This is a genomic window from Propioniciclava sp. MC1595 (assembly GCF_017569205.1).
In the GTDB taxonomy this organism is placed as follows: domain Bacteria; phylum Actinomycetota; class Actinomycetes; order Propionibacteriales; family Propionibacteriaceae; genus Propioniciclava.
Window position 1 is genome coordinate 594,707 of the sequence record NZ_CP071870.1, and the last position, 16,567, is coordinate 611,273.

The following is a 16,567-nucleotide window of genomic DNA, read 5'->3' on the forward strand; positions in this document are numbered from 1 at the left end:
ACCCCCGCTGCGGCGTCACAGGGCGCCGTAGCGGGCCTTCGCGGCCTGGATCGCGGAGACGTACCCGCCGCGACGGACGGCCTCGCCGTCCCAGACGGTGGGTACCGCGAGCATGCCGCGCACCTGGTCGAGCGAGACGAAGCCCTTGCGGACCATCCAGCTCTGCAGGCCGCCGACGAGCTCGCGGGTGTAGCCGCGCCCGTGCCGGATCAGCGCCGCGGTGGTCATGACCACGTCGGCGCCGGCGAGCAGGTACTTCACGACGTCGTCGGAGGACTCCACGCCCGACGACCCGGCCAGCGAGGCCGTGGTGTGGTTGCGCAGCGAGGCGATCCACGTGCGGGGCAGGCGGCCCTCCTGCGGCGTCGACAGCTCGAACTCGGCGTCGGTGTTCAGCGTCTCGATGTCCACGTCCGGGTTGAGGAACCGGTTGAACAGGACGAGCCCGGCCGCCCCGGCGTCCACCAGCTGCAGCGCGACGTTGCCGACCGCGCTGAAGTAGGGCGACATCTTGACCGACACGGGGATGTTCACCGCGTCGGAGACCGCCGAGACGATCTCGAGGTGGCGCTTCACGACGAGGTCGCCCGAGGTCTTCACGTCGCCGGGGACCATGTAGATGTTCAGCTCGATCGCGGCGGCGCCGGCGTCGGCGACCTCGCGGGAGAACTCCACCCAGCCGCCCAGGTCGGCGCCGTTGAGCGAGGCGATGATCGGCACGTCCACCGACTTCGCGGCCCGCTCGACCAGCGACAGGTACGAGAACGCGGCCGACTTGGTCGTGATCGGCGCGGTCGGGAAGTAGTCCAGGGCCTCGGCGAACGCGTTGGACTGCACGTCGATGAGCTGCTCGTCGCGCGCCACCTCGGCGCGCAGCTGCTCCTCGAACAGCGAGTACAGCACGATGGCGGACGCCCCGCCCGCGGCCAGGGCCTCCACCCCCGCCAACGTCTGGGACAGCGGACCGGCCGAGGCCACCACGGGGTGCTCGAGCTCCAGGCCCAGGTACTGGGTCGTGAGGTCCATCATCACTCCTTCGCGTCGGCGGCGAACTCGGCCGCTGTCCGGTTGGACATCTCTTCGTAGTCGTTCCACCGGCGGTTGACCTGCATCTGGCCGAACTCGACCATGCGCTCGGCGGCCTCGGGGTCGGTGGCCTTCAGCATGCGGAACCGCAGCTCGTTGTCATGGTAGGTGCGCAGCGGGAACCGCGGGCGCGGCGAGTCGAGCAGGAACGGGTTGCGGCCCTGCTGGCGCAGCACCGGGTTGAACCGCATGAGCGGCCAGTGTCCGGAGTTCACCGCCATGTACTGCTGGTCGAGGCCCTTGGCCATGTCGATGCCGTGGGCGATGCAGTGGCTGTAGGCCAGGATCAGCGACGGGCCGTCGTAGGACTCGGCCTCGCGGAACGCCTTGAGCGTCTGCTGCGGGTCGGCGCCCATCGCGATGCGGGCGACGTACACGTTGCCGTAGGCGATGGCCTGCATGGCCAGGTCCTTGCTGATGGTCTCCTTGCCGCCGGAGGCGAACTTCGCCACGGCGCCCATCGGGGTGGCCTTCGAGGCCTGGCCGCCGGTGTTGGAGTACACCTCGGTGTCGAGCACCAGCACGTTGACGTTGCGGCCCGAGGCGAGCACGTGGTCGAGGCCGCCGGAGCCGATGTCGTAGGCCCAGCCGTCACCGCCGACGATCCACACCGAGCGGCGGAGCAGGTGGTCGGCCACCGAGCGCAGGTCGGCCGCGCGCGGGCCCTCGATCCGGTCGAGCAGGAATTTGAGCTCCTCCACGGCCCGGAACTGCGCCGAGATGTCCGACTCGTACAGCTGGTCGTTGTCGAGGATGCCGTCGACCAAGCCGTCGTCGCCGAGCTCGCCGCGCATCTGCTCCAGCCGCTCGCGGGCGAGCTTGGTGTGCAGGTCGGCGGCCAGCCGCAGCCCGAGGCCGAACTCGGCGTTGTCCTCGAACAGCGAGTTGGACCACGCCGGGCCGCGGCCGTAGTGGTTGCGCGACCACGGGGTGGTGGGCAGGTTGCCGCCGTAGATCGAGCTGCAGCCGGTGGCGTTGGCGATGGACGCCCGCCCGCCGAACAGCTGGGACAGCAGCTTCAGGTACGGGGTCTCGCCACAGCCGGAGCAGGCCCCCGAGAACTCGAACAGCGGCTCGAGGTACTGGACGCCGCGGACGGTCCCGAAGTCGACGCGCGACCGCATGTTGACGGCGATCGTCTCGTAGAACGCCACGTTCTGCCGGGCGGGGCCGCGGTCGAGGACGGGGGTCAGGTTGATGGCCTTGCGCCCGCCGCCGTCGGTGACCTGGACCGGGCACGCCTCGACGCACAGGCCGCAGCCGGTGCAGTCCTCGGCGTACACCTGCAGCGTGTACCGCGCGCCGGGCAGGCCGGCGGCGTTCAGCTCGGCGGTCTGGAAGGTGGCCGGGGCCCCCTCGAGGGCGGCCTCGTCGTAGTACTTCGCGCGCAGCACCGAGTGGGGGCACACGAACGCGCAGTTGCCGCACTGGATGCAGGCCGCCTCATCCCAGACGGCGATGATGTCGGAGATGTTCCGCTTCTCGTACTGGGTCGTGCCCGAGGGGTAGGTGCCGTCGACGGGCAGCGCCGAGACCGGCAGGCTGTCGCCCTCGTCGAGCAGCATCGCCGAGGTCACGTCGCGCACGAAGGCCGGGGCGTGGTCGGGCACCGGCGGGATCATCCCGACGTCGGAGGCCGGCTCGTCGGGAACCTCGACGCGGTGCAGATGGGCGACCGCGGCGTCCACCGCCGCCTCGTTCTTGGCCACGACGTCGGCGCCACGGCGTCCGTACGTCTTGCGGATCGACTTCTTGACGTCCTCGATGGCCGCGTCGCGCGGCATGACCTTGCTGATCGCGAAGAAGCACGTCTGGAGGACGGTGTTGGTGCGGTTGCCCATGCCGGCGGTGCGGGCCACGGAGTTGGCGTCCACGGTCCACAGCTCGCAGTTGAACTCGATCAGGCGCTCCTGCATGCGGCGGGGGAGGCGTCCGAACAGCTCCTCGGGCGGGTAGGGCGCGTTGACGAGCACGACCGTGCCCTGGCGGGCGTAGCGCAGCACGTCGACCCGCTCGAGGATCGACCAGTGGTGCACCCCGATGAACCCGGCGGCGTTGATCAGGTAGGGCGCGGTGATCGGCTTGGGGCCGAAGCGCAGGTGGCTGACCGTGCGCGAGCCGGACTTCTTCGAGTCGTAGACGAAGTAGCCCTGCGCGTAGGTGCCCTCGTTGCCGCCCAGGATCTTGATGGTGTTCTTGTTCGCGCCGACCGTGCCGTCGGAGCCGATGCCGTAGAACACCGCGCGCAGCGTCTCGGGGGACTCGACGTCGAGCCAGCCCGGGTAGTCGATGCTGGTCAGCGACACGTCGTCGTTGATGCCGACGGTGAACCGCGGGCGGGGGGACGCCGTGGCGAGTTCATCGAACACGCCCACGACCATGCCGGGGGTGAACTCCTTGCTGGAGAGGCCGTAGCGGCCGCCGATGACCTTGGGCAGGCTGGCGCGGCGTCCGGACGCCACTGCCTCGGCCAGCGCGCTGGTCACGTCGAGGAACAGCGGCTCGCCGCCCGCGCCGGGCTCCTTGGTGCGGTCCATGACCGCGACCTTCGTGGCGGACGCCGGCAGCGCGGCCAGGACGTCCTCGACGGGGAAGGGGCGATAGAGCCGGATCTGGACCACGCCGACCTTCTCGCCGGTCGCGTTCAGGTGGTCGACGGCCTGGATGACGGTCTGGGCCGCGGAGCCCATGATCACGATGACGCGCTCGGCCTGGGGGTCGCCGTGGTACTCGACCAGGCCGTAGCGGCGGCCGGTCAGCGCGGCGAACTCCTCCATGGCCTGGCTGACGATGCCGGGCACCTTCTCGTAGAAGGGGTTCACCGTCTCGCGGGACTGGAAGTAGGTGTCGGGGTTCTGCGCCGTGCCGCGGATGTAGGGGTGCTCGGGGCTCAGGGCCCGGCGGCGGTGCTCGCGGATGAGGTCCTCGGGCACGTAGGCGCGCAGGTCGTCGTCGCTGAGCATGTCGAGCGTGTTCAGCTCGTGGCTGGTGCGGAAGCCGTCGAAGAAGTGCAGGAACGGCACGCGGGAGCGCAGCGTGGAGAGCTGGGCGATGGCGGCGAAGTCGTGGGCCTCCTGGACCGAGGCCGAACCCAGCAGGGCGAAGCCGGTCTGGCGCACGGCCATGACGTCCTGGTGGTCGCCGAAGATCGACAGGCCCTGGGCGGCCAGCGAGCGGGCGGCGACGTGGAACACCGTCGAGGTGAGCTCGCCGGCGATCTTGTACATGTTCGGGATCATGAGCAGCAGGCCCTGCGACGCCGTGAAGGTCGTCGACATGGCGCCGCCCTGCAGCGCGCCGTGGAGGGCGCCGGCCGCGCCGCCCTCGGACTGCATCTCGATCACGGTCGGGCGGACGCCGAACACGTTCGCCTGCCCCTGGGCGGCCCACTCGTCGGCCAGCTCGGCCATCGTCGAGGACGGGGTGATCGGGTAGATCGAGCACAGCTCGTTGAGCCGGAAGGCAACGGATACAGCGGCCTCGTTGCCGTCGATGATCGCTCGGGTCATGGTGGTGTCGTTCCTTCTCAGCGCTCGGGGATCATCTCGATGGCGTGCACGGGGCACTGCTCGTAGCAGGTGCCGCAGCCGGTGCACTTGGTGTAGTCGTACCGGTACCGCAGGCCCTTGCCGAGCTTGATCACGGCGTCCTCGGGGCAGGAGCCCAGGCAACCGTCGCACTCGATGCAGTTGCCGCAGCTCAGGCAGCGCCACGCCTCGGTGCGCGCCTGGTCGTCGGTCAGGCCGCCCACGATCTCGTCGAAGTTGAGCCGCTGGGCGACGTCGAGCTCGGGCTGGGTGGTGGCGCGGTCGTCGCCCCAGTACCAGAGGTTGAGCTTGTCGAACGTGGCGACCGGGTTCTTCGGGTGCTCGGTCACGGGGCGCTGGGCGAGCCAGCGGTCGATGACGCGGGCGGCCTTCTTGCCGTGGCCCACGCCGATGGTGACGGTGCGCTCCGAGGGGACTGCGTCGCCGCCGGCGAAGATGCCGGGCACGTCGGTCATGAGCGTGTTCGGGTCGACCTGGACGACGTCGCCGTCGAACCGCATGCCGGGGATCGTGCGGAGGAAGCCGGAGTCGGCCTCCTGGCCCAGCGCGAGGATGACGGTGTCGGCCTCGAGCGTCTCGTAGCGGCCGGTGCCGACGGCCTTGCCCTCGTCGTTGATCTCCATGATCTCGACCTGCATGTGGCCCTCGTCGAACTGGTTGATGGTGCGCAGCCAGTTCATCTTCACGCCCTCGCGGACGGCCTCGTCGTGCTCCTCGGCGTGCGCGGGCATGTGCTCCTGCGTGCGGCGGTAGACGACGATCGACTCCTCCGCGCCCAGGCGCCGGGCCACGCGGGCGGCGTCCATCGCGGTGTTGCCGCCGCCGTAGACGGCCACGCGGCGTCCGATGACCGGGCGCTCGCCGGAGGCGACGTCGCGCAGGAAGCCGACGGCGTCGACGATGCGGCCGGCGTCCATGGTCGGGATGTCGACGCGCTTGGACAGGTGGGCGCCGATCGCGACGAACACGGCGTCGAAGTGGCCCTCGGCCTGCTCGGCGAGCAGGTCGGTGACCGTGTGGTTCTGCACGAACCGAACGCCCAGGGCGCGGATGCGGTCGACCTCGGCGTCGAGGACGTCACGCGGCAGCCGGTACTCGGGGATGCCGTAGCGCATCATGCCGCCGGGCAGGTCGGAGGAGTCGTGCACCTCCACCTCGTGGCCCAGCATGGCCAGGTGGTAGGCGGCGCTCAGGCCCGAGGGGCCCGAGCCGATGACCAGCACCTTGCGGCCGCTCGTGCGCGCCGGCCCCTGGAACTGCCAGTTGTTGGCGATCGCGAGGTCGCCCAGGTAGCGCTCGACCGAGTGGATGCTGACGGCGCCGTCGAGCTCGACCCGGTTGCAGGAGGTCTCGCACGGGTGGTAGCAGACGCGCCCGTGGATCGCCGGGAACGGGTTGTTCCGCGTGAGCTCCAGCCAGGCCGCGTGATCCTCCTTGGCCTTGACCAGGCGCAGCCACTCCTGGATGTTCTCGCCGGCCGGGCAGGCCTGGTTGCAGGGGGGCAGGAGGTCGACGTAGATGGGCATCCTGACGCGGGTCGGGCCCACTCGGCCCTGGGAGGCGCCCAGGTCGGGCAGGGGCGTCAGGTTGCGCGGCGTCGGCTGTTGCATGGGAGACCTCCGGTGGTCACAGTTGTCCCCCAGACACTACCGCGTGTAGTAGAACTTCGCCTCCCCGCCGGAGCGGTCGACCTGCGTCGTCAGGCGGCGGGCTCGGGGCGGACCATGCGCAGCATGTCCATGTCGCCCCAACTGGGCCCCGAGCGGCCGGCGAACCCGTCGGGGTGGAACCCGTTGCGCTCGTAGAAGCGGATCGCGCCGACGTTGTCGCTGATCACCCACAGGTAGGCGGCCCGCCGGTGGGGGAGGGCGACGTCCATGAGGCGCAGGCCCAGCCCCGACCCCCGCACGCCGGGCATCACGTAGAGGGTGTCCAGGCACCAGGCCGGGCCGGGGTGCTCCCAGGTCTCCCCGAACAGCTCGCGCTCCCACTGGCCCACGCCGCGGAACGCGGCCGCGACGCCCACGACCGCCCCGCGCTCCCCGCGGGCGACGAGGTGCACCACGTCAGGTTCCCCACCGGACGCCGTGGCGGCGGCCGCGGCGTCCACCTCGTCGTGCATCTGCGCGACCCGCCGGTCGAAGGAGGACCACAGGGCGCGTGCGTGCCCGCCGTCGGCGATGTGCGCGTAGGCGACGTGCTGTTGGGCGATGTGGGCGCGGACGACGTCGTCGACGTCGTCGTGGCCGACGGGCGTGATGAGGCTCACAGGTGGCGCTCCAGACGCTCGCCGGACGGCGCTACGGAGAAGGCAACAAGCATGATCCCCATCGTAGGTGGGCGCTGTTGCCCCGAATTGCATCGCCAGCGATTCACCTGCATGTCAACCGATGGCAACTTCCCGGCTTCCCCACATCGCGGTGGAACAACGGGTGATACTGCTGTCAACCGAGCAGAACAGCAACGCCGATTGCGACCCCTGATCACCCCAGGAGACAGCAAGAAATTCGGCTCGGGTACCTGGTTCAAGGAAGAGAGAGGTCGAGCGCCAATGCCTGACAACAACTACCGCCCCGAGGGCGATCCACTGGGCGGGTCGACCCAGGTTCCCGGCACCGATGACATGGCCGCCGTGACCCCCGCCGGCGTCACGGTCGTCGACGGCGACGAGACCGACGACGAGCGCGACTTCGTACCCCCGAAGGGACGCCTCGGCGCGACGATCGCCCTGGGCGTGTCGCAGTCCATCGACAACTCCGAGGGTGGCGTCTCCAAGACGTTCTTCCCGCAGATCATGAACGCGTTCGGCCTCTCAGACGCCGAACTCGGTCTGCTGAACGCCCTCGGCAACGCCGCTCGCATGATCTTCGGCCCCGTCTGGGCCATGCTGGCCGACCGCTTCGGCCGCAAGCTGATCCTCTTCATCGTCACCGGCCTGTGGGGCGTGTGGACCCTTGGCGCCGCCTTTGCCCAGTCCTGGACGATGCTGCTCGTCCTGTACGGCATCTCGCTGGTCGGCACCGTGGCGTCCGAGCCCATCCTCAACGGCCTGCTCGGCTCGCTGTACAAGCGCTCCGAGCGCGGCAAGGCGTTCGGCACCGTCCGTGCGACGGCGTCCGGCCTCGGCTTCGTCCTGACCCCGGCGCTCGGCCAGTTCGGTGGCGACCCCAACGGTTGGCGCTACGCCTTCATCACCATGGGCGTCCTGTCGATCGTCTCCGGCATCCTGATCCTGATCTTCGTGAACGAGCCCAAGAAGGTGGAGAAGGAGAACGCCGACGAGCTCAAGGCCGAGGCCGGCATGTTCTCGCTCGCCGACGCCGTCAAGCTGTTCAAGATCCCGACCATCGCCCTGATCGCCCCGATGCTGCTGCTGGTCACCTCACTGGTGCTCTTCGGCTTCATGGGTCAGGTGTGGGCCCGCGACATGGGCTTCGGCGTGAAGAACGGCTCCTACCTCTACACGGCCTTCTCGATCGGTGCGACGCTTTCCGCGCTCCTTGGTGGCTTCCTCGCCGACGCCTTCGTGAAGAAGTTCGGCCACAAGGGCCGCATCATGCTGTTCCAGATCTACGCCGTACTCTTCGGCTCGATCATCGCGATCACCATGTACTTCTACAAGGTCTGGACGCCGGGCATCCAGTCCGGTGACGGCCAGCAGGTGCTGCAGGACCCGAGCATCGTCTACTACGTGCTCGTCTTCCTCATGGGCCTGGTCTTCTCCATCGGCTTCTCCGGCTGTGTCCTCCCGATGGTGTCATCCGTCTGCCCCAAGCAGCTGTCCGCCACCTCGTTCGCCGTGCTGTTCTCCCTGATCCAGGGCGGCATCAACGTGGTCTACAGCCTCGTGCTCGGCAATGTGTCCAAGGCGATCGGCAGCCTGCCGCTCACCATCCTGCTGCTGGTCTCTATCCCGTACTTCATCAACGCGATCTACTTCTTCGTGTTCTACAAGACGTACGAGAAGGATGTGCACCTGCAGGCCGAGCGCACCGCGCTCATCGAGCAGGGCAAGTTCTGATCCACGAGACCCAGCAGGGGCGGACGCCGACGGCGTCCGCCCCTGCTGTCTGTCCTGGCCTCAGGTGACGATCGCCCCGATGCCGGAGACGATGCCCCAGATCAGCAGCCCGACCAGCACCAGCGACACGAGCACGAAGCCCACGACGGTGGCGACGGCGAGCCCGAGGTAGCCCTTGGCCGAGACGTCGACGTGGCGTCCCTCGGCCACGCACTTCTCGAGCAGGCGGTAGTTCTTGCGGTTGGCCCGGTGCATGACGTCGGCGGCGTCGCCCACGACCGGGACGAAACCCAACCCGGTGTCGACGAGCAGGTTCCAGCCCATGCGCGCCAGGACGGGGATCGGCACGCGCTGGCGCACGGCGTCCACCATGATCGCGCTGGACAGGCCCGTGCCGACGATGTCGCCGATGCCGGGGATGAGCCCGACGAGGGCGTCGGCGCCGATGCCGATGTCGGTGCCCGGGATCTTCCCCAGGTCGTCGGAGAACCGCGCCAGGGTGCGGCTCATCGCGATCTCGGGGTAGACGCGCTGGGTCTCGGTGGCGCGGCTCGGGCGTGTGCTCATGGGTTCCATTGTGAACGCCCAAGTCAGGGCGGGGTATCGGGGCTTCCCCCGATCGGCGCCGGCGGTCCCGTCGCCGGGGCACGGGTTCAGGCCCGGACGCCGTCGGCGCGCCTCCCGGACCCACGGCGTCCGGTGCCCTTGGATGGGTGTGACCGGGGCTCGTATGAGGCGCCCCGGTCGCTGCTTTCGCAGGCTCAGCGCGTGTAGAAGACCGCCTGGCGGCGACCCGCCACGTCGTGGACGGAGATCGGCAGCCCGAACACGCGCGACAGCAGGTCGTCGTTCATCAGCTCGTGGGTCTTGCCCGCCGCCACGACCTTGCCGTCGGCCATGGCGACCATGTGGTCGGAGTACACCGCCGCGGCGTTGAGGTCGTGCAGCACCACCACGAACGTGCGGTCGAGCTCGTCGGCGGCGCGGCGCAGCAGCTTCATCATCGCGACCGCGTGGGCCATGTCGAGGTTGTTGAGGGGCTCGTCGAGCAGGATGTAGTCGGTGTCCTGGGCGAGCACCATCGCGACGAACGCGCGCTGCCGCTGGCCGCCGGACAGCTCGTCGAGGAACCGGTCGCCCAGCCCCTCGAGGTCGAGCCAGCCCATGGCCTGCTCGACGTGGGCGCGGTCGGCGTCGGTCAGCCGGCCACGGGAGTGCGGGTAGCGCCCGAAGCCGACCAGGTCGCGGACGGTGAGGCGGATGCCGGGGTGGTTGTCCTGCTTGAGGATCGCCAGCCGCTTGGCCAGCACGTCGGACGGCGTGGTCGCGACGTCGAGCCCGTCCACCGACACGGTGCCGGCCTTGGCGCCCATGAGGCGGGCCATGACCGCGAGCAGGGTGGACTTGCCGGCGCCGTTGGGGCCGACGAGCGCGGTGACGCCGCCCTTGGGCACCAGGATGCTGACGTCATCGACGACGACGGTCTCGCCGTACGCGGCGCTGACGTGGGTGCTGATGATCAACGGCGGCGACCTCCGGCCAGGAGCAGGATGATGAACGTGATGCCGCCGACGAACTCGACGATCATCGAGAGGCTACCGGCCAGGCCGAGCACGCGCTCGAAGGCCCACTGCCCACCGACGAGGGCGATGGTGCCGGCGAGGATCGTGCCGGGGATCGTCCAGGCGTGGCGCTGGGTGCCGAGCGCCCGGTAGGCGAGGTGGCTGGCGAGGAGGCCGAAGAACATCGTGGGCCCGACCAGGGCGGTCGAGGTGCCGACGAGGAGGGCGACGCCGACGAGCACGATCATCGTGACCCGGCGGTGGTTGATCCCCAGGCAGATGGCCAAGTCGCGGCCCAGCCCGACCACGTCGAGCTCGTGGCGGAACCACCACGCCGCCGCGGTGAGCGTCACGACGATCGCCGAGCTCAGGCCGAGCAGGGCGGGGTCGGCGCCGGTGAAGTCGGCGAAGAAGCGGTCGGAGAGGACTTGGAAGTCCTCGGGGCTCATCAGGCGCTGCAGGAAGGAACTGAGCCCTCGGAACAGTCCCCCGATGAGGACGCCGACCAGCAGCATCATCGTCAGGCTGCTGCTGTAGCGCCCCATGACGACCGAGAACAGGATCAGCGAGAACAGCACCATCGCGCCGAGCTCGACGCCGAACATGATCGGCGCGGGCAGGCTGGAGGCCCCGAACGCGCCGAGGGTGAACACGGCGACGGTCTGCAGGGCCATGTAGAGGGAGTCCAGACCCATGATCGAGGGCGTGAGGATCCGGTTGGCCGTGACCGTGTGGAACAGCACCGTCGAGACCCCGATGGCGGCCGCGACGACGACGAGGGTGGCCAGGGTGATCGCGCGGCGTCCGAGGATGTAGTTCAGGTTGCCGCTGAGGTCGCCGAGCAGGTAGACCGCGATGCAGGCCAGGGCCAGCCCGCCGAGGATCGCCAGACGGGTGCCGGGCCTGCCGAGGGCTTGGGTTTTCCGCGCCGAGGGCTTGCCCTTCGGACGCCCAGGGCTCGGGTTGTCTCCCGCCCCGGCCGGAAACTCAAGCCCTGGACGCCGAAAACCCAAGCCCTCGGCGGGGGCCGCCGCGCCCCGCTCAGACACGTCGCCCCTTGGCGAGCAGGGCGAGGAACGCCACCGCGCCGACGACGCCGAGCACGGTGGCGATCGGCATCTCGAAGGGGTGGATCACCAGGCGGGCGATCAGGTCGCACACCAGCACGAGGGCCGCGCCGAGCAGCGCGACCCACGGCACCGAGCGGCGGGCGTTGTCGCCGATCACCGCGCGCACCACGTTCGGCACCACCAGGCCCAGGAACGGCAGGGCCCCGACGGTGATGACGACGGTGGCCGACGTGACGGCCACGACGGTCATGCCGACGGCCATCGTGCGGCGGTAGTCCAGCCCGAGGTTGGTGGTGAAGGCCTCGCCCAGGCCGGCGACGGTGAACCGGTCGGCGGTCACGGCGGCCACGACGACCAGCAGGCCGGCCACCCAGAGCAGCTCGAACCGCCCGGCGACGACGGCGGAGAAGTCGCCGGTCGTCCAGGCGTTCAGGCTCTGGACCAGGTCGGCGCGGTAGGCCACGAACGTCGCGAACGCGCCGATGACCCCGCCGAGCATGAGCCCGACGAGCGGCACGATCAGCACGTCCTTGAGCGGCACGACCTTGAGGATGCGCAGGAACAGCGCGGTGCCGGCCAGGGCGAACGCCGTGGCGAGCACCATCTTCACGATGATCGGGGCGCCCGGCCACAGCAGCGCGCACGCGAGCAGGCCCAGGGTGGCGAAGTCGAGCGTGCCGGCCGTCGACGGCTCGACGAACACGTTGCGGGTGAGCAACTGCATGATCAGGCCCGACACCGCCAGGCCCGCCCCGGCCAGGATCAGCGCCACCGTGCGCGGGACGCGGCTGACCGCGATCAGCTCGTAGTCGGCCCGGCCCGTCAGGACGTCGGCCACCGACACCTCGGCCACGCCGACGAACAGCGAGACGCCCGCCAGGAGCAGCACCGCCACGACGCCCCCCGCCAGCGCACCCCAGGTGCGGGCGGGAGCGGCGGTGGCGACGGCCCCGTGACGGGCGTCGGCGCGCTCGGGCGTGGCGACGGACATCAGCTGACGGCGTCCTTGACCGCCTCGACCATGCGCTCGGTGGAGTCGAGGCCGAACCCGATCAGGTACCAGTCGGCCCCGTCGAGGTAGGTGACCTTGTCGTTGGTCCAGGCCGGCGTGCGGGCGACGAGCGGGTTGTCGAGCACCTGCTCGGCCGCCTGGCCCTGCTGGCCGATCGCGGCGTCGCGGTCGACGACGAAGAGCGTCTCGGGGTTGGTCTCGGCGATGAACTCGAAGCTGACCGCCTGGCCGTGCTGGGACGCCTCGAGGTCGGTCGCCGCGGCGGGCACCCCGAGCACGTCGTGGATGAGGCCGCCGAAGCGCGCGCCGGGGCCGAAGGCCGAGACCTTGCCACCGGAGGTGAGCAGGATCAGCGCGTTGGTGTCGGCGGGGACGGACTTCTTGGCGTCCTCGATCTTCGCGTTCAGCTCGGCGAGCTCCTCGTCAACCTTCGGGCGGACGTCGAACAGGTCGCCCAGCGTCTGCGCGCCCGTGGTGAGCGACTCGATCGGCTTGGCGTTGTCGGAGCTCAGGTCGATCGTCGGGGCGACCTGGTTCAGCTCGGCGAACTTGGCGGCCGAGCGGCCGGAGATGATGATCGCGTCGGGGGCGAGCCGCGCGATGGCCTCGAGGTCGGGCTCCTGGGCGGTGCCGACGCGCTCGACGTCGGCGTACTCGTCCAGCGAGGAGGGCAGAGTCGCCTCGGCGGTGCCGATGACGCGGTCCTCGAGGTCGAGGGCGTCGAGGGTGTCGAGGCTGGCGAAGTCGAGCACGACGACCTTGGCCGGGTTCTTCGTGACCTCGGCGGTGCCCTGCTTGTGGGTGATCGTCACGGTGCCGGAGCCCGCGGGCGCGGCGTTCGCCGGGGCCGGGGTGCCTGCGGGGGCGGAGCAGCCGACGAGGGCGACGGATGCTGCGACGGCGGGCACGGCCACACGGGCGAGGAGGCGGTTCATGGGGCTCCAGACGAGGTCGGGTGAGGTTAGGTTTGCCTAACTAAGGCTTACCTAACCACGGCACGGGGGCGCGCCACAAATTCGCGACCGAATATTGAGACCTGTCCGTTGCGTAAATCAGGGACCCGGCGGGCCCGGGCCGCTCAGCCCAGGTGCACGACCCGGTCGCAGCGCGCGACCACGGCTGGGTCGTGGGTGATCACCAGCAGGGGCAACCCGGACGCCGACGCCCAGACGTCGTCGAGCAGCGCGTCGGCGGTCTCGGGGTCGAGGTGCTCGCTCGGTTCGTCGAGCACGAGCACCTGGTACTCGCCGACCACGAGCCGCGCGAGGGCCAGGCGGCGCTGCTCGCCGCCCGACAGCGCGGTGCCGAGTTCACCGACCAGCCGGTCGGGGGAGAGGTCGAGCCGCACGCGGTCCAGCGCGGCGGCCACGTCGTCACCCGTCGCGTCGCGGTTGCCGATCTTCACGTTCTCGGTCACCGAGGTGCTGAAGACGTGGGCGTCCTGGGCGAGGTAGCCCACCCGGCCCTCGACCTCGACGGTCCCCGCGACCGCGGGGATCAGCCCGAGCGCGGTGGCCGCGAGCGTGGTCTTGCCCACGCCCGACGGCCCCACGAGTGCCACGGACTCGCCCGGGCCCACCTCGAGGTCGATGCCCGAGGCCAGGGGGGCGGCCCCCGGCCAGCCGATCGCCAGGTCGTGGACGGCCAGGTGCGGGGCGTCCGAGCGCTCGGCCGTGGCCCGGTCGCCCGAGCCGACGGGCGGGGCGTCCAGCACCTCGCGGACGCGGGCGAGCGCGACCCGTGCCCGGGCGGCCGTCTGGGCGGCCTTGGTGAAGTCGTTGAACACCTCGTGCAGGGCCAGCGGCACGAGCGTCAGCACCGCCAGCATCGTGTGGTCGAGGGTGCCGGCGCGGACCGCCTGGGTGCCGAACCACAGGCCGGTGACGACCGCGAGGCCGGCGGCGAGGGTCTGCACGGCCGTGGCGAGTCCGCGCGTCCAGGCCGCGCGGGCGTCGATGTCGCGCAGGCGGGCGTCGGCGGTGGTCAGGCGGTCGAGCGCGGCGGTGTCGGCGCCGTAGGCGACCAGGTCGGGCGCGGTGCGGGCCAGCTCGTGGACGACGTTGGCCAGCTCGCCGCGGGCGGGCAGGGACGCCGCGTCGGCCTGCGCGGACAGGCGTGCGGCCAGCCACGGGGCCAGGGCGCCGGCCACGAGCGCGGACAGCAGCAGCGCGACCGCCGCCGGCCACGCGAACACGCCGATGACCACCGTCGTGGCCAGGATCACGAACAGCCCCGAGAGGAAGGGGAGCAGCACCCGGACGACGAGGTCGAGCACGGCGTCCACGTCGGCGACGACGCGGGTGAGCAGGTCGCCGCGGCGGCGGCCCAGGAGGGTGGTGCGGGCGAGTGTGGCGTAGGTGTCGAGGCGCAGGGCCGACTGCAGGCGCAGGCCGACGTCGTGGCCGACCAGCCGTTCGAGGTAGCGGAAGACGCCGCGCGAGATGCCGAAGGCGCGCACCATGACGGCCGCCGCGGTGAGGTACATCACCGGCGGGTGCTCGGCGGCCCGCGACAGCAGCCATCCCGAGACGCCCATGAGCGCGACCGACGAGAACGACGCCAGGAAGGCGAGCAGCACGGCGAGCGCGATGCGGGGGCCGCCCGACGGGGTGGCGCGCAGCAGGCGGGTGAGGAGGTCGATCACGCCGGGCCCCCGATCGTGACCACGCGGTCGGCCTCGGCGAGCACGGCGGGGCGGTGCGAGACGACGACCGCGGCCACCCCGGTGCCGCGCAGGCTGCGCAGCAGGGACGCCTCGGCGTCGGCGTCGAGCCCTGCCGTGGGCTCGTCGAGCAGCAGGAGCGTCGCCCCGGCGTCGATGCGGACCAGGGCGCGGGCGGTGGCGATGCGGCGGCGCTCCCCGGCCGACAGGCCCTCGGCGTCGTCGCCGATCGTCCGGGTCGCGTCCATGCCGGGCGCGCCGGCGCGGGCGAGTGCGTCGGCGACCGCGGCGTCGGACGCCTCCGGGTCGCCGAGCCGCACGTTGTCGGCGATCGTGCCCGCGACCATGCCGGGGTCCTGGCCGACGAAGGCGAGGGCGTCCCGGGACGGCACGGTGACCGACCCGGCGGTGGGGGAGAGGAACCCGACCAGCGCGTTCAGCACGGTCGTCTTGCCCCCGCCCGACGGGCCGGTGAGCACGACGAATTCGCCGGGGGCCACATCGAAGGAGACCCCCTCGACAGCGGGGCCGGCCGCCCCCGGATAGGTGTGGGCGAGGTCGCGGACGGCGACCACGGGTGCGCCGACACTCACCGAGGTGACACCATCGCGCGTGATTTCGGTGCTCTGGTGTCCGGAAGGTGAGTGTCGCGCCTCGGTCCTGTCCGCCTGGTCGCCCTCGATCACCGCGAACGCCTGCTGCGCCGCGGCCATGCCGTCGGCGGCGTCGTGGTAGTGGACGCCCACCTGACGCACGGGCAGGTAGGCCTCTGGCGCGAGGATCAGCACGAACAGGGCGGTGGCGAGGTCGATCTCGAAGTGCACCACCCGGAAGCCGACGGTCACGGCGACCACCGCCACCGAGAGCGTCGCCAGCAGTTCCAGCACGAGGGCGGACAGGAACGAGATCCGCAGCGTGCCCATGGTCTCGGCGCGGTGGGCGTCCTCGGTCTTGCGCAGTCCGATCAGCTGCGCCTTGGCCCGGCCGAACACCTGCAGGGTCGGGAGGCCGGCGACGAGGTCGGCGAAGTGGCGGGCCAGCCGCTGCTGCGTGCGCCAGCGCTTGGCGGTGCGGGCCTCGGTCGTCCAGCCGACGAGGGCCATGAACACCGGGATGAGCGGGATCGTCAGCGCCACGATCACCGCCGAGGTGAGGTCGGCGGTCAGGATCGCGACGCCCACGACGACCGGCACCGTCACGGCGAGCAGCAGCTGGGGGAGGTACTTGGAGTAGAAGCCGTCCAGGGCGTCCAGCCCGACGGTGAGCAGGTTGACCAACCCGGCGGTCGACGTGCGGTCGTCCAACGGGGACGCCAACCGTGCGGCCATCACGTCCCGGCGCAGCTGTGACTTGACCGCCGCCGCCGCCCGGTGCGCCAGCAGGGTGTTGAGCCACGCCAGCAGCGCCTTGCCGCCGAAGATTGCGGCGAGCACGGCGATGATCGCGCCCAGCGCCGGCCACTGGCCCGTGCCGGGCACGGGGGTGACGTACTCGACCCCGGGGGCGGCCTCGAACACGCCCGCGATCGCGCGGGACAGCACCCACGCCTGGGTCACCGTGAGCACCGCGGTGAGGGTCCCGATCAGGACGCCCCCGGCGATGTACC

The 16,567-nt window shown here is 71.0% G+C and carries 12 protein-coding genes; 1 reads left to right on the forward strand and 11 read right to left on the reverse strand.

The window, feature by feature from the left end:
- Positions 1-15: 15 nt before the first annotated feature.
- From J4N02_RS02810 to J4N02_RS02825, 4 genes are all read right to left on the reverse strand, one after another.
- Entirely contained in the window at positions 16-1,029 is a 1,014-nt protein-coding gene (locus J4N02_RS02810) for a dihydroorotate dehydrogenase-like protein (protein ID WP_188333988.1), read from the reverse strand.
- Positions 1,029-4,616 carry a pyruvate:ferredoxin (flavodoxin) oxidoreductase gene (gene nifJ, locus J4N02_RS02815; protein ID WP_375539357.1) on the reverse strand — a complete coding sequence of 1,196 codons (3,588 nt, stop codon included), beginning with the start codon at positions 4,614-4,616 and terminating at the stop codon, positions 1,029-1,031. Before nifJ ends, J4N02_RS02810 begins: the two co-directional genes overlap by 1 nt.
- Positions 4,613-6,244 carry an NAD(P)-binding protein gene (locus J4N02_RS02820; protein WP_188333990.1) on the reverse strand — a complete coding sequence of 544 codons (1,632 nt, stop codon included), beginning with the start codon at positions 6,242-6,244 and terminating at the stop codon, positions 4,613-4,615. The genes nifJ and J4N02_RS02820 overlap by 4 nt, the downstream gene beginning before the upstream one ends.
- Positions 6,245-6,333: 89 nt before the next feature.
- Complete coding sequence (locus J4N02_RS02825) at positions 6,334-6,903, reverse strand: GNAT family N-acetyltransferase (RefSeq protein ID WP_182817251.1); 570 nt, start codon at positions 6,901-6,903, stop codon at positions 6,334-6,336.
- Between the two features lie 282 nt (positions 6,904-7,185).
- On the opposite strand from J4N02_RS02825, the gene J4N02_RS02830 reads away from it, so the two are divergent.
- On the forward strand, positions 7,186-8,655 hold the full coding sequence (locus tag J4N02_RS02830; protein WP_188333991.1) for an MFS transporter: 1,470 nt from the start codon (positions 7,186-7,188) through the stop codon (positions 8,653-8,655).
- Positions 8,656-8,715: 60 nt separating this feature from the next.
- Here J4N02_RS02830 and J4N02_RS02835 read toward each other — a convergent pair whose 3' ends face one another.
- From J4N02_RS02835 to cydD, 7 genes are all read right to left on the reverse strand, one after another.
- A complete protein-coding gene (locus J4N02_RS02835) occupies positions 8,716-9,222 on the reverse strand; it encodes a DUF4112 domain-containing protein (RefSeq protein ID WP_208091093.1) in 507 nt (168 codons plus the stop codon).
- A 194-nt stretch (positions 9,223-9,416) separates the two neighbouring features.
- Entirely contained in the window at positions 9,417-10,178 is a 762-nt protein-coding gene (locus J4N02_RS02840) for an ABC transporter ATP-binding protein (protein WP_188333992.1), read from the reverse strand.
- A complete protein-coding gene (locus J4N02_RS02845) occupies positions 10,175-11,266 on the reverse strand; it encodes an iron chelate uptake ABC transporter family permease subunit (RefSeq protein WP_208091094.1) in 1,092 nt (363 codons plus the stop codon). Before J4N02_RS02845 ends, J4N02_RS02840 begins: the two co-directional genes overlap by 4 nt.
- Entirely contained in the window at positions 11,259-12,278 is a 1,020-nt protein-coding gene (locus tag J4N02_RS02850; protein WP_188333993.1) for an ABC transporter permease, read from the reverse strand. The genes J4N02_RS02845 and J4N02_RS02850 overlap by 8 nt, the downstream gene beginning before the upstream one ends.
- Positions 12,278-13,234, reverse strand: a complete 957-nt coding sequence (locus J4N02_RS02855; RefSeq protein ID WP_182817241.1) for a siderophore ABC transporter substrate-binding protein — start codon at positions 13,232-13,234, stop codon at positions 12,278-12,280. Before J4N02_RS02855 ends, J4N02_RS02850 begins: the two co-directional genes overlap by 1 nt.
- Positions 13,235-13,377: 143 nt before the next feature.
- Complete coding sequence (gene cydC / locus J4N02_RS02860; RefSeq protein ID WP_188333994.1) at positions 13,378-14,943, reverse strand: thiol reductant ABC exporter subunit CydC; 1,566 nt, start codon at positions 14,941-14,943, stop codon at positions 13,378-13,380.
- A complete protein-coding gene (cydD, locus tag J4N02_RS02865; RefSeq protein ID WP_188334055.1) occupies positions 14,940-16,562 on the reverse strand; it encodes a thiol reductant ABC exporter subunit CydD in 1,623 nt (540 codons plus the stop codon). Before cydD ends, cydC begins: the two co-directional genes overlap by 4 nt.
- Between the last annotated feature and the right edge of the window lie 5 nt (positions 16,563-16,567).